Consider the following 15,367-nt stretch of genomic DNA (forward strand, 5'->3'; position numbering starts at 1 on the left):
CGATGGGGACTTGGGTCGGCGTGTTCTGAAGGGGGAGTTCAGCATGGGGGAGCGCCTGCGCACCGCTCCGACTCCGGTCGGTGCGGATGGCGGCCGGGGTCCGGGAGGTCCGGTCGGAGCATCCGAAACGGCCTCCGGGGGCGGCCGGCCGGCGGAGCGGGCCGCGCGCGCCGAGGCGGCGTTGCGGATCCTCCAGGCCCATCCCTCGCTGTCCGACCGGGCGGTCGCGGAGTCGACCGGCCTTGGCGCGCGAACCGTTGCCGAGCTGCGGCGCCTGTCGGAATCCGTGGCGGAATCCGGATTCCGGATCGGCCGGGACGGCAAGTCCCGCCCGTTGAACGGCGCGGCCGGCCGGCTGCGCGTGGCGGAGCTCCTCGGGGAGAACCCGAAGGCCTCGCTGCGCCAGTTGGCCAGGACGGCCGGGGTGTCGCCCGCGACGGCGCTCGATGTGCGGCGGCGGCTGGAGCGCGGTGAGGAGCCCGTCCCGGTGAAGCGGGCCGCCATTGCGCCGGGGGTTTCCCCGAAGGGTGCCGCGCCGGCCGGGGGGAATGGCTTCGTGGGGGGTTTCGGCCGGACCGGCTGATTTCCCGTCGGCGTTAATAGATTTCTAATCCCCGCCGTAATTCCGATCGGATCTTGTGCCTTTGTCGGACCGCCGATAAAGTCGAAGTCGGCCTGCAGTATTCCTGCGCCTTGCCTGAAATATAATCTCGCATCCACCAGAGGAGCGGCCAATCATGACGCACCGATTCTCGCTTGTCCTGAACCGAGAAGTGAACGATCAGGAGAAGGTCACCCTGAAGGAGGCGAGCCGCGCCGACATCGCGTTCGTCGACGACACCCTCCCGACGAACGCCGACGTCCCGGTCACCCGGATCGAATTCGAGGACGGGGTCACGGCCACGCTCGCCGAGGCCATCGAGGCCGGCTTCGAGGCCGTCAAGGCCGTCCCGGACCTGTCCGTCCCGGGCCTGAGCGTGCCCGCCCAGCCGGCCGCGGCCGAGGGCGGCGAGGAGGCCGTCAACGAGGCGGCCGAGGCCGTCTCCTGACGGCACGCACGTCCCCGCCCCGCGGGGACTGAGGCCGACTCCTGCGCGGAGGCCGAGCAGCAACCGCGCGGGAGCCGGGCGCCGTTCCCGCGGCAACCGCGCGGGAGCCGGACAGTGGTCCCGCGGCAGGCGCGCGGGATCCGCGCCGCAGCACCGCCGGGCACCGGGGGAGGAGCGCGGCCGCCGCGAGGAGCGGTCGGCCGCGGTCTTCCGCGTGCCCGCCCGCCCGGCGGGAGCGGTGCGGTGGCAGCACCGTGAAGAACACGTACTCCAGTGGCAGGGCCGCGCTCGTCGTGCACGCGCGCGGTCAGCACGTCGACTCGCAGTTCACTACGGGGGGAGCAGGGCCGCCATGGCCGACGAACAGCAGCTTCGCGACTACCTCAAGGTCGTGACGGCCAAACTGCGCAGCACCCGGACGGAACTGGACCGGCTCAGGCACGAGCCCATCGCCGTCGTCGGCATGGGCTGCCGCTACGCCGGCGGCGTCGACAGCCCCGAGGCGCTGTGGCGGCTGGTCGCGGACGGCGCCGACGCCGTCGCCGGCTTCCCCGCCGACCGGGGCTGGGACACCGCGGGGCTCTACGACTCGCCTGACCTGCCGGGCTCCACCACCCGTGAGGGCGCCTTCCTGTACGAGGCGGCCGAGTTCGACGCCGCCTTCTTCGGGATCAGCCCGCGCGAGGCCCTCGCCATGGACCCGCAGCAGCGGCTGCTGCTGGAGACCTCCTGGGAGGCCGTCGAGCGCGCCGGCATCGATCCGGCCACCCTGCACGGCTCCCGCACCGGCGTGTTCACGGGCGTCTACTCCTCCGCCGCGGCCTACGGGAGCGACGCCGGACTGGACTTCGCGGAGGCCACCGGCCACCTGCTGACCGGCACCGCCAACAGCGTGCTCTCCGGCCGGATCTCCTTCACCCTCGGCCTGGTCGGCCCCGCCGTGACGGTGGACACCGCCTGCTCCTCCTCCCTGGTCGCCCTGCACCTGGCGGTGCAGGCGCTGCGCGCCGAGGAGTGCGACCTGGCCCTGGCGGGCGGCGCGACCCTGATGTCCTCCCCGGTGCTGTTCCGCGAGTTCTCCCGCCAGCAGGGCCTGGCCGCCGACGGCCGCTGCAAGCCCTTCTCGGCGGACGCCGACGGCACGGGCTGGGGCGAGGGCGCCGGCATGGTCGTCCTGGAGCGGCTGTCGGACGCGCGCCGCAACGGGCACCCCGTCCTGGCGGTGATCAGCGGCAGCGCGGTCAACCAGGACGGCGCCTCCAACGGGCTGACCGCGCCCAACGGCAGCTCGCAGCGCGTCGTCATCCGGGCCGCCCTGGACAACGCCCAGCTGACGGCGGCCGACGTGGACGCCGTGGAGGCGCACGGGACGGGCACCCGGCTGGGCGACCCGATCGAGGCCCAGGCCCTGCTGGAGACCTACGGGCAGGCGGCGGGCCGCGCCGACGACCGGCCGCTGTGGCTGGGCTCGGTGAAGTCCAACATCGGCCACACCCAGGCCGCGGCCGGTGTCGCCGGTGTGATCAAGATGGTGATGGCGCTGCGGCACGGCGTGCTGCCCCGCACCCTGCACTCCGAGCGGCCCTCGGAGTACGTCGACTGGACGGCCGGCCGGATGCGGCTGCTGCAGCGGCCGGTGGACTGGCCCCGGCCCGCGGACGACACCCCCCGGCGCGCGGCCGTCTCGGCGTTCGGCATCAGCGGCACCAACGCCCACCTGGTACTGGAGGACGCGCCCGAGCCGCAGGCCCCGGCCGTGGAGCCGGCGCGGGCCGCCGCCCCGGCCGTCCTGCCCGGGGCGAGCGCCTGGGTGCTGTCCGGGCGCACCCCGCAGGCGCTGGCCGCGCAGGCCCGCAAGCTCTCCGCCCACCTCGCCACCCGCCCCGGGGCGCGGGCCGCCGAGGTGGCCTGGTCGCTCGCCACCACCCGGACCGCCTTCGAGCACCGCGCCGTGCTGCTGGACCCGGAGTCGGCCGGGGGCCTGGCCGCGCTCGCCGCCGGGGAGCCCGCCGCGGACGTCGTGACCGGGCAGACCCGCGCCGAGGGCACCGGCCGGACGGTCTTCGTCCTGCCGGGCCAGGGCAGCCAGTGGGTCGGCATGGGCCGCGAGCTGGCGGAGGCCTCGCCGGTGTTCGCGGCCCGGCTGGCCGAGTGCGCCGAGGCCCTCGCGCCGTACGTGGACTGGCAGTTGGACGATGTGCTGGCGGGCCTTCACGGTTTCGAGGCCGCCGACGTCGTGCAGCCCGCGCTGTGGGCCGTGATGGTCTCGCTGGCCGCGGTCTGGGAGGCGGCCGGCGTCGTCCCCGACGCGGTGGTGGGCCACTCCCAGGGCGAGATCGCCGCCGCCGTCGTCGCCGGGAGCCTGTCCCTGGCGGACGCCGCCAAGGTCGTCGCCCTGCGCAGCCGGACCCTGACCGCCCTCGCCGGGCGCGGCGGGATGATGGCCGTCGACGGCGCGGCCGACACCGTCCGCGGCTGGCTGGAGCCGTTCGGGGAGCGCCTGTCGGTCGCGGCCGTCAACGGCCCGTCCGCCACGGTGGTCGCCGGCGACCCGGACGCGCTGCACGAGCTGGCCGCGCTCCACCCCGACGTGCGCACCCGCGTCCTGCCGGTGGACTACGCCTCGCACAGCGCCCATGTCGAGGAGCTGCGCGAGGACGTCACCGTCGCGCTGGAGGGGATCGAGCCCCGTACGGCCCGGATCCCGATGGTCTCCGCGATGGACGGCCGGTGGCTCGCCGGGCCGGAGCTCGACCCCGCCTACTGGTACGCCAGCCTGCGCGAGACCGTCGAGTTCGCCCGTGCCGTGCGCACGCTCGGCGACGACGGCTACGACACCTTCGTCGAGGTGTCCCCGCACCCCGTGCTGGCCATGGCCGTCGGCGAGGAACTGGCGGACCGCGACCCCGTGGTCGTCGGCACGCTGCGCCGCGACGACGGCGGCGCCGCGCGGCTGCTCGCCTCCCTCGGCGAGGCGTACGCCCACGGCGCGCCCGTGGACTGGACCGCCGTCCTGCCCCGCGCCGAGCGGGCCGACCTGCCCACCTACGCCTTCCAGCGCGGCCGCTACTGGCCCCGCCGGGTCGAGGCCGCGCCGCAGGCGGCGGTCACCGCCGCCGAGGACGGCTGGCGCTACCGCACGGCCTGGGAGCCGCTCGGCCCCACCGCCCCCGCCCTGGCCGGGACCTGGCTGGTCGTCGCCCGCGAGGACGGCGACCCGGCCCGGCACGTCGAGGCCCTGACCGCGCACGGCGCCGAGGCCGTCGTGCTGCGCACCGACGCGGTGCTGCGCGAGGCGCTCGCCGCCGAGCTCACGGCCGCGCTCGCCGCCCTCCCCGGGGCGCCCGCGAAGCCGGCCGGCGTGCTGTCGCTGCTCGCGCTGGACCCCAGGCCGCTTCCCGGCGCACCCGCCGTCCCGCACGGCACCGCCGCGACCCTGGCCCTGGTGCAGGCCCTCGGCGACGCCGGGATCGACGCCCCGCTCTGGGCGCTCACCCGCGGCGCCGTCCGGGTCGCCGCCGACGACGCCCCGCCCGCCCCCGTCCAGGCCCAGGTCTGGGGGCTCGGCCGGGTCGCCGCGCTGGAGCACCCCGACCGCTGGGGCGGACTGGTCGACCTGCCCGAGCAGTGGGACGAGCGGGCCGCCGCCCGGCTGGCCGCCGTGCTCGCCGACGGCGCCGAGGACCAGGTGGCGCTGCGCCGCGCCGGGGCCTTCGCCCGGCGGCTGGTCCACGCGCCCCGCACCGCCCCCGGCCCGGCCGGGCCGGACGGCGGCTGGTCCCCGCGCGGCACGGTGCTCGTCACCGGCGCCACCGGCTCCATCGGCCCGCACCTGACCGCCTGGCTGGCCGGCCGCGGCGCCGCGCGCCTCGTGCTGCCCACCCGCTCCGGGCCGGGCCCGCGGCTCGCGGCCCACGCCGCCGCCCTCGCCGAGGCCGGCACCGCCGTCGACGTGCTCGCCTGCGACCTCGCCGACCGCTCCGCGCTCGCCGCCCTGCTCGACCGCGTCGCCGCCACCGGCCCGCGGCTGTCCACCGTGCTGCACGCGGCCAACGCCTTCCACCTCACCCGCCTCGACGACACCGACCCCGAGGGCCTGGCCGCCTCCCTGGCCGGCAAGGCGGCCGGCGCCGACCACCTCGACGAACTGGTCGCCGACGCCGACGAGTTCGTCCTCTTCTCGTCGATCGCCGCCGCCTGGGGCAGCGCCGAGCACGGCGCCTACGCCGCCGCCAACGCCCACCTCGACGCGCTCGCCGAACGGCGCGCGGCACGCGGCGCCGGCGCGCTCTCGCTCGGCTGGGGCGTGTGGGACACCCGCGACTGGACCGCGCCGGACGCCTTCGGCCCGCACGGGCCGGCCACCATCACCGGCGACGTGCTGCGCCGCCAGGGCACCCGGTTCCTGGACCCGGACCGCGCGCTGGACGTGCTCGGCCGCGTCCTCGCCGACGGAGCCGGCGCCACCGGCCCCTACCTCGCCCTCGCCGACATGGCCTGGGACGACTTCGCGCCGGTGTTCACCGCGGCCCGCCGCAGCGCCCTGCTGGACCGCATCCCCGCCGCCCGCCGGGCCCTCGACGGCGGCGCGGCCGCCACCGGGGCGCCCACGGCCGCCGCCGACGGCGCGGACACCACCGGGAACGACTTCGCCCGCGCCCTGGCCGGCGCCGCCGGCACCCCCGAGCGGGAGCGCCTGGCCACCGACCTGGTCCGCTCCCACGCGGCGGCCGTCCTCGGCCACCGCGACGCGGGCGACATCGCCGGCCACCGCGCCTTCCGCGACCTGGGCTTCGACTCGCTGACCGCCGTCGAACTGCGCAAGCGGCTGGCCACGGCCACCGGCCTGCGGCTGCCGTCCACGATCGTCTTCGACCACCCCACCCCGGCCTCGCTCGGCGCCCACCTCGCCGCGACGGGCCTCGGCACCGGCGCCGGCACCGACGCCGCCGCGCCCGCCCGGGACGGCGCCGCCGCCGACCCCGACGAGCCGCTCGCCATCGTCGGCATCGGCTGCCGGTTCCCCGGCGGCGTCACCACCCCCGACCAGTACTGGGACCTGCTGGCCTCCGGCGCCGACGTGATCGGCGGCCTGCCCACCGACCGCGGCTGGGACCCGGACCTCTACGACCCCGACCCCGCCCGCCAGGGCAAGTCCGTCACCCACCGCGGCGGCTTCCTGCACGACGCCCCCGACTTCGACGCCGCCTTCTTCGGCATCAACCCGCGCGAGGCCCTCGCCATGGACCCCCAGCAGCGCCTGCTGCTGGAGACCTCCTGGGAAGCCCTCGAACGCGCCGGCATCGCCCCCGAATCGCTGCGCGGCACCCCCGTCGGCGTCTTCGCCGGCGCCACCCTGACCGGCTACGGCGACGGCCTGGCCGACGGCGACCCGGCCGCCGAGGGGTACCTCGTCACCGGCCACTCCAGCAGCATCATCTCCGGCCGCGTCGCCTACGCCCTCGGCCTGGAGGGCCCCGCCCTCACCATCGACACCGCCTGCTCCTCCGGCCTGGTCGCCCTGCACCTGGCCGGCCGGGCGCTGCGCGCGGGCGAGTGCGAACTCGCCCTGGTCGGCGGCGTGATGGTGATGTCCACCCCCAGCCAGCTGGTCGGCTTCTCCCGGCAGCGCGGCCTCGCCCCCGACGGCCGCTGCAAGCCCTTCGCCGCCGGAGCCGACGGCATGGGCCTGTCCGAGGGTGCCGCGACCATCGCCGTCGAACGGCTCTCCGACGCACGGCGCCTCGGCCACCCCGTGCTGGCCGTCGTACGGGGCACCGCCATCAACCAGGACGGCGCCTCCAACGGCCTCACCGCCCCCAGCGGACTCTCCCAGCAGCGCGTGATCCGCGCCGCCCTGGACGCCTCGGGCCTCACCCCCGACCAGATCGACGCGGTCGAGGCGCACGGCACCGGCACCCCCCTCGGCGACCCCGTCGAGGCCCACGCCCTGCTGGCCACCTACGGCCGGGACCGCCCCGCCGACCGGCCGCTGTGGCTCGGCTCCGCCAAGTCCAACATCGGCCACACCCAGACCGCCGCCGGCCTCGCGGGCCTCGTCAAGATGGTCCTCGGCATGCGGCACGGCACGCTGCCGCGCACCCTGCACGCGGACGAGCCGTCCCGGGAGATCGACTGGGAGTCCGGCGCCGTACGGCTGCTGACCGAGCAGCGGCCCTGGACGACCCCGCAGGACGCGCCGCGCCGCGCCGGCGTCTCCGCGTTCGGCATGAGCGGCACCAACGTGCACGTCCTCATCGAACAGGCCCCCGAACACCTCCCCGCCCCCGCCGACCCGCCGCAGGACGACCCGGCCGCCCCGGCCGGACCGCCGCTGCTCGCCGCCGGTACGGACGTCACCGCCTGGCCGGTCAGCGCCCGCGGCCGGGACGCCCTGGCCGCGCAGGCCGGCCGCCTGCACGCGTACGCCCTCGCCGCCGACACCCCGCCGCCCGCCGCCGTGGCCCGGGCGCTCGCCACCACCCGCAGCCCCTTCGAGCACCGCGCCGTCGTCGTCGGCGCCGACCCCGCCGGACTCGGCCGGGGTCTGGCCGCCCTGATGACCGGCCAGGACACCGAGCACGCCCTCACCGGCGAGAGCGCCGCCCGCGAGGACCGGACGGTGTTCGTCTTCCCCGGCCAGGGCAGCCAGTGGGAGGGCATGGGCCGGCGGCTGTCCGCGCAGTCGCCGGTGTTCGCCGCCCGGTTCGCCGAGTGCGCGCGGGCCCTGCGCCCGTACGTCGACTGGGACCCGCACGCCGTGCTCGCGGGCGAGCCCGACGCCCCCGCGCCCGACGGCGCCGCCGTCATGCAGCCGCTGCTGTGGGCCGTGATGGTCTCGCTCGCCGCCGTCTGGGGGGCGGCCGGCGTCGTCCCCGACGCGGTGGTGGGCCACTCCCAGGGCGAGATCGCCGCCGCCACCGTCGCCGGCGCGCTCACCCTGGAGGACGCCGCCCGGATCGTCGCCGTCCGCGCCGCCGCGCTGACCGGCCTCGGCGTCGAGGGCGGCATGCTCTCCGTGGTGCTGCCCGTCGAGCTGGTGCGCGAACTCCTGGAACCCTTCGGCGACCGGCTCGCCGTCGCGGCCGTCAACGCCCCCGCCACGACCGTCGTCTCCGGCGAACCCGACGCGCTCGTCGAGTTCGAACGCGTGCTGCGCAAGCGCAAGGCGATGCGCTGGCGCGTGCCCGTCACCGACTTCGTGGCGCACTCCCGGCTGTGCGAGCCGCTGGCGGAGACCCTGCCGCGACTGCTGGCCGACATCCGGCCGCGCCCCGCCGCCGTCCCGCTGTTCTCCACCGTCCACGGACGGCTGGTGGACGGCGAGGAGCTGGGGCCGCGGTACTGGTACGCCAACGTCCGGCAGACCGTCCGCTTCGCCGAGGCCGTCGAAGCCCTCGCCGCCACCGGCCACCGCACCTTCGTCGAGGTCTCCGCCCACCCGGTGCTGCTGCCGGCCGTCCAGGAGACGCTGGCCGCCCGCACCGACCTGCCCGACCCGCTGGTGATCGACACGCTGCGCCGCGACGACGACGGCGCCGACCGGCTGCTGCGCTCGATCGGCACCGCCCACGTCCACGGCCTGCCCGTCGACTGGACCGCCGTGCTGCCCGCCCCCGCCGACGTCCGGGACGCCGCGCGGCGCGTCGAACTGCCGACCTACGCCTTCCAGCACCGCCGCTTCTGGCCGCCGGCCCGCCCGGCCGCGGCCGCCCCCGTCGCCCACGGCCCGGCCGCCGACCCCACCGACGACTGGCGCTTCCTCGCCGAGTGGGCCCACGCCCCCGAGCCCGCCCCCGCGCTGCTCACCGGCACCTGGCTGGTGCCCACCCCCGCCGGACACCCCGTCCACCCCTGCGCCGCGGCCCTCGCCGAGCGCGGCGCCCGGACCGTCACCGTCGAGCTGGACACCGCCGAGGCCGACCGCGCCGACTACGCGCGCCGGCTCACCGCCGCACTGGACGGCGCCCGGCCCGCCGGCGTGCTCTCCCTGCTCGCCCTCGACACCGCCCCGCTCACCGCCCACCCCGCCGTGGCCCGCGGCCTCGCCGCCACCCTGGCCCTGGTCCAGGCCCTCGGCGACGCCGCCGTCCCCGCCCCGCTGTGGCTGCTGACCGCCGGCGCCGTCACCACCGACCCCGGCACCGGCGCCGCCGACCCGCAGCAGGCCCCCGTCTGGGCCCTGGGCCGCACCGTCGCCGCCGAACACCCCGACCGCTGGGGCGGGTTGGTCGACCTGCCCGGGCAGTGGGACGAGCGGGCCGCCGCCCGCCTGGCCGCCGTCCTCGCCGCCCGCGACGAGAACGAGGTCGCGCTGCGCGCCGACGGCCTGCGGCCCCGCCGCCTCGCCCACGCCCCCAGGCCGCCCCGCCCCGCCGACCGACGGCCGCTCGCCCCCCGCGGCACCGTCCTCGTCACCGGCGGCACCGGCCACATCGGCGGCCACGCCGCCCGCTGGCTCGCCCGCGAGCGCGGCGCCCGCCGCCTCGTCCTCACCAGCCGCTCCGGCCCCGCCGCCGCCGGCACCGCCGCGCTCGCCGCCGAACTCGCCGCCGCCGGCGCCGCCGTGGACGTCCTCGCCTGCGACACCGCCGAACGCCCCGCGCTCGCCGCCGTGCTCGACCGCGTCGCCGCCACCGGACCGGCCCTGTCCACCGTGCTGCACGCCGCCGGCGCCCTGGACGACGGCGTCCTGGACCGCCTGGACGCCGCCCGCCTGGCCCGCACCTTCGACGGCAAGGCCGGCGGCGCCGCCCACCTCGACGAGCTGACCGCCCACCTGGACCTCGACGCCTTCGTCCTCTGCTCCTCCATCTCCGCCACCTTCGGCAACGGCGGCCAGGGCAACTACGCCGCCGCCAACGCCTACCTGGACGCCCTCGCCGAGCAGCGCCGCGCCCGCGGCCTGCCCGCCACCTCGCTGGCCTGGGGCCCGTGGGCGGGCGGCGGCGTCGGCCAGGCCAGCGAAGGCGCCCGCCGACGGCTCGCCCGCAACAAGTGGGAGGTCCTGATGGAGCCCGAGGACGCGGTCCGCGCCCTCGCCGCCGCCGTCGAGGACCCCGACCCCCGGCTGGCCGTACTGTCGCTGATGGCCGTCGACTTCGCCGCGATGGCCACCGCCCGCGGCCCCGAACAGCTGCGCCGCGCCCCGCTGATGCGCGACCTGCCCGAGATCCGGGCCGCCGACGCGGCCGACGTCGCGGACCCGGCGCCGCGCGCCGCCGAGGCGGAGCACCCGCTGGCCGTCCGGCTGTCGGCGCTGACCTCCGCCGAGGCGCAGGACCGGCTGCTCTGCGACCTGGTCCGGGACGAGGCCGCCACCGTGATGGGGTACGCCTCGGCCGCCGACGTCGAGCCCGGCCGCGCCTTCAGCGAACTCGGCCTGGACTCCCTCACCTCGGTCGAACTGCGCAACCGGCTCAGCACCGCCGCCGGCCTGCCGCTGCCCGCCACCCTGCTGTACGACTACCCGGACCCGCAGGTGCTCGCCGCGCACCTGCGCACCCGGCTGGTCGGCGGCGGACCGGACACCGCCGCCCCGGCCGCACCGCGCGCCACCGGCGCGGACCCGCTCGCCGACCCGGTCGCGATCGTCGCCATGGGCTGCCGCCTGCCCGGCGGCATCCACACCCCCGAGCAGCTGTGGCAGCTGCTCGACGCCGGACAGGACGCCGTCACCGGCCTGCCCACCGACCGGGGCTGGGACCTCGCCGCCCTCTACGACCCCACCGCCGAACGGCCCGGCACCTTCTACGCCCGCGAGGGCGGGTTCCTGCACGAGGCCGCCGAGTTCGACGCCGGGTTCTTCGGCGTCAGCCCGCGCGAGGCGGTCACCATGGACCCGCAGCAGCGCCTGCTGCTGGAGGTCGTCTGGGAGACCCTGGAACGCGGCGGCATCGACCCCACCGGCCTGCGCGGCAGCCGTACCGGCGTGTTCGTCGGCGGCTTCGGCTCCGGCTACGACCACCTCACCGCCCGCGCCGCCGGCCACGCCGACCACCGCCTGGAGGGCCAGGCCATGATCGGCACCGCCACCAGCGTGCTGTCCGGCCGGGTCTCCTACCTCCTCGGCCTGGAGGGCCCGGCGTTCACCGTCGACACGGCCTGCTCCTCCTCGCTGGTCGCCCTGCACTCCGCCGCCCAGGCGCTGCGGGCCGGCGAGTGCGACCTCGCCCTGGTGGGCGGCGTCACCGTGATGCCCACCCCGCGCGACCTGGTCGGCTTCTCCCAGCAGCGCGGCCTGGCCGCCGACGGCCGGTGCAAGGCCTTCGGCGAGGGCGCCGACGGCATGGGCATGGCCGAGGGCGTCGGCGTCCTCGCGGTCGAACGGCTCTCCGACGCCCACCGCAACGGCCACCAGGTGCTCGGCGTGGTCCGCGGCAGCGCCGTCAACCAGGACGGCGCCTCCAACGGGCTCACCGCCCCCAGCGGCCCCTCCCAGCAGCGGGTGATCCGCGCCGCGCTGGCCGGCGCCGGCCTCACCGCCGCCGACGTGGACGCCGTCGAGGCGCACGGCACCGGCACCGAACTCGGCGACCCGATCGAGGCCCAGGCCCTGCTCGCCACCTACGGCCAGGACCGGCCCGCCGACCGGCCGCTGTGGCTGGGCTCGGTGAAGTCCAACATCGGCCACACCCAGGCCGCCGCCGGCGTCGCCGGGATCATGAAGATCGTCCTGGCCCTGCGGCACGGCACGCTGCCGCGCACCCTGCACGCCGACACCCCGACCCCGCACGTCGACTGGACCGCCGGGCACGTCGCCCTGCTGCAGCGGCCCGTCGCCTGGGCACCGGACGGCGAGCGGCCCCGCCGGGCCGGCGTCTCCAGCTTCGGCGTCAGCGGCACCAACGCCCACGTCATCATCGAGGAGGCCCCCGCCCGGCCCGCGCCCGCGACGCCGGACGCGACGCCGGACGCCGGCCCCGCCCCGGTGCTGACCGGCGGACCGGTCGCCTGGCCGGTCGGCGCCCGCGACCCGCGCGCCCTCGCCGCCCAGGCGGGCCGGCTGCGCGAGTCCGCGCTGGCCCGCCCCGACCTGCCGGTCGGCGACGTGGCCTGGTCGCTCGCCACCACCCGCCCGCCGCACGACCACCGCGCCGTGCTGCTGGGCGCCGACCACGCCGAACTGCTGCCCGCCGCCGCGGCGGTGGCCACCGGACAGGCCTCGCCCGACGCCGTCACCGGCTCCGTCGCGCCCGGCGGCACCGGCCGCACCGTGTTCGTCTTCCCCGGCCACGGCAGCCAGTGGATCGGCATGGGCCGCGAACTCGCCGAGGTCTCACCGGTCTTCCGCGACCGGCTGGACGAGTGCGCGCGGGCCCTGAGCCCGTACGTCGACTGGGACCTCGCGGACGTGCTGGCCGGCGAGCACGACTTCCTCGCCGCCGACGTGCTCCAACCCGCCGTCTGGGCGGTCTCGGTGGCGCTGGCGGCCGTCTGGCAGGCCGCCGGGGTCTCCCCGGACGCGGTCGTCGGCCACTCCCTGGGCGAGATCGCCGCGGCGACCGTCGCCGGCGCCCTCAGCCTGGAGGACGGCGCGAAGGTCGCCGCCCTGCGCAGCCGGGCCCTGCGCACCCTGGACGGACGCGGCGGCCTGCTCTCCGTCGCCGAGCCCGCCGACACGGTGCGCGAACGGCTCGCCGGCTTCGAGGGACGGCTCGCGCTCGCCACCGTCAACGGCCCCCGCTCCTGCGTGGTCTCCGGCGACCCCGACGCGCTCGACGAGTTCGCCGCCGCCTGCCCGCCCACCTGCCGCACCACCCGCGTCCCGATCGCCTACGCCTCGCACAGCCCCCAGGTGGAGGAGCTGCGCGAGGAGATCCTCGCCGCGCTCGCCGGCATCGAGCCCCGCGCGGCCGACGTCCCGCTGGTCTCCGCGTACACCGGGCAGTGGCAGGACGGCCGGGAGCTGGACGCCCACTACTGGTACGCGAGCCTGCGCGGCACCGTCGAGTTCGAACGGGCCGTACGGACCCTCGGCGACAGCGGGCACCGGGTGTTCGTCGAGGTGTCCGGGCACCCCGCGCTGACCGGCGCCGTCCGGGACACCCTCGGCGAGGCCGCGGTCGTCACCGGCACGCTGCGGCGCCAGGACGGCGGCGCCCGCCGCCTGCTCACCTCGCTCGCCACCGCCTACGTGGCCGGCGCACCCGTCGACTGGGCGGCCGTGCACGGCCCCGGCACCCTCGTGGACCTGCCCACCTACGCCTTCCAGCGCAGCCGCTACTGGCCCGAACCGGCCCGGCCCGCCGCCCCCGCGCCCGACGACGCGCTGACCGGCCTGCGCTACCGGATCACCTGGACCCGGACCGCCGAGCACCCCGCGCCCCCGCAACTGACCGGCAGCTGGCTGCTGGTCGGCGCGGCCGCCGACCCGGAGACCGCCCGGAAGGTCGCCCGCGCCCTGGCCGAGCACGGCGCCACCGACGTCCGCACCCTGCCGGACGCCGACCGCACCGCCCTCGCCGCCCACCCGGCGCCCGCCGGCGTGGTCTCCCTGCTCGCCCTGGACGAGTCCCCGGACCAGGGGCACCCGACCATGACCCGGGGCGTGGCCGCCACCCTCGACCTCATCCAGCAGCTCGGCGCCGGCGCCCCCGGCACCCCGCTGTGGGTGCTCACCTCCGGCGCCGTGGCCACCGGCCCCGGCGAGAGCGGCAGCCCCGCCCAGGCCCAGGTCTGGGGACTGGGCCGGGTCGCCGGCCTCGAACACCCCGGGCACTGGGGCGGACTGGTCGACCTGCCGCCCGCCGGCGCCTGGGACGACCGCACCGGCACCCGGCTGGCCGCCCTGCTGTCCGGCGCCGTCGCCGAGGACCAGACGGCCCTGCGCCCGCAGGGCATCCTGGCCCGCCGCCTGGTCCGCGCCGCCGCGGCCGCCGCCACCCCCCGGCCCGGGCGCGGCACCGTCCTGGTCACCGGCGGCACCGGCGCCATCGGCGCCGAGGTCGGCCGCTGGCTCGCCGGGCGCGGCGCCGAACGCGTCGTCCTCGCCGCCGGCGAACCGCTGACCGCCGACGTCGCCCGGCTCGCCGCCGACGTCGCCGCCTCCGGCGCCGCCCTGTCCATCGCCGCCTGCGACACCACCCGGCGCGCCGAACTCGGCGGCCTGCTACGGCAGATCACCGCCGACGGCGGCCCCGCCCTGCGCGGCGTCGTGCACGCCGTCGGCGCCGGACAGGCCACCGCCGTCGCCGACACCACGGCACGGGAGCTCGCCGACGTCGCCGGCGCCCGGTCCGCCGGCGCCCGCTGGCTCGACGAACTGACCGCCGACCTCGACCTGGACGACTTCGTCCTGTTCTCCTCCGTCGCCGCGACCTGGGGCAGCGCCCTGGTGCCCGGCTACGCCACGGGCAGCGCCTTCGTCGACGCCCTCGCCGAGCAGCGCCGGGCCCGCGGACAGGTCGCCACCTCGGTCGCCTGGGGCCCCTGGGCCGACGGCGGCGCCGGCGCCCGGTCCTCCGTCCGGCACGGCCTGGGCGTCCTGGACCCGGGCACCGCCGTCCGGGCGCTCGGCCAGGCCATGGACGGACGCGACGCGCTCGTCACCATCGCCGACGTGGACTGGCGGACCTTCGCGCCCGCCTTCACCCTGCACCGCCCGAGCCCGCTCCTCGCCGACCTGCCGGAAGCGGCCGCCCCGGCGGCCGAACCGGCAGGCCCGGCCGACGGCGGCACGGCACCCGAGTTCGCCCGCACCGTCCTCGCCCTGCCCGCCGCCCGCCGGCCGGCCGCGGTGACGGACCTGGTGCGCGCCCAGGCGGCCCTGGTGCTGTCGCACGGGAGCACCGCCGACATCGACGCCGAACGCGCCTTCCGGGACCTCGGCTTCGATTCCCTGACCGCCATCGAACTGCGCGACCGGCTCGCCGCCGCCACCGGCGTCACCCTGCCCTCCACCGTCGTCTTCGAGTACCCGACGTCCGCCGCCCTCGCCGCGCACCTGCTGCGCGAGCTCGGCGCCGGCCCGGACTCCGTACGCACCCAACTCGACCGGCTGGACGCCTCGTTGTCGGGCCTGCTGGACCGGCTCGGCGAGGACGGCGACGGGACGGACGGGGACGAGGAGGCCGTCGCGGCGCAGCTCGCCGCACTGAGCGCCAAGTGGCAACGACTCCAGCGCCGCGCCGGCGGCCCCGCCACCGGCGGCGGCAACGGCGCCGGCACCGCCGCCGGCCAGGACGTCTCCGAGCGCCTCGCCGCCGCGGACGACGACGAGGTCTTCGACCTCCTGGGCAAGGAGTTCGGCATCGAATGACCGTACCGCCGACCCTCCCGCGGGCCGCCCGAGCGCTGCCCAGACCGAGTACCCACAG

General features: G+C 78.0%; 3 protein-coding genes. All 3 read left to right on the top strand.

Translation table 11 applies throughout. From position 1 onward, the window contains the following. Window positions 1-43: 43 nt before the first annotated feature. The 3 genes from ACFVXH_RS23510 (at window position 44) to ACFVXH_RS23520 (ending at window position 15,309) form a co-directional block, all read left to right on the top strand. A complete protein-coding gene (locus ACFVXH_RS23510; RefSeq protein WP_387826876.1) occupies window positions 44-583 on the top strand; it encodes a hypothetical protein in 540 nt (179 codons plus the stop codon). Window positions 584-773: 190 nt separating this feature from the next. Then, entirely contained in the window at window positions 774-1,049 is a 276-nt protein-coding gene (locus tag ACFVXH_RS23515; RefSeq protein ID WP_198959456.1) for a hypothetical protein, read from the top strand. A gap of 352 nt (window positions 1,050-1,401) precedes the next feature. Then, on the top strand, window positions 1,402-15,309 hold the full coding sequence (locus tag ACFVXH_RS23520) for an SDR family NAD(P)-dependent oxidoreductase (protein WP_387826879.1): 13,908 nt from the start codon (window positions 1,402-1,404) through the stop codon (window positions 15,307-15,309). The last annotated feature ends 58 nt before the right edge of the window (window positions 15,310-15,367 follow it).

Origin of the sequence: Kitasatospora sp. NPDC058184 (assembly GCF_042883725.1) — a bacterium.
Lineage (GTDB): Bacteria > Actinomycetota > Actinomycetes > Streptomycetales > Streptomycetaceae > Kitasatospora.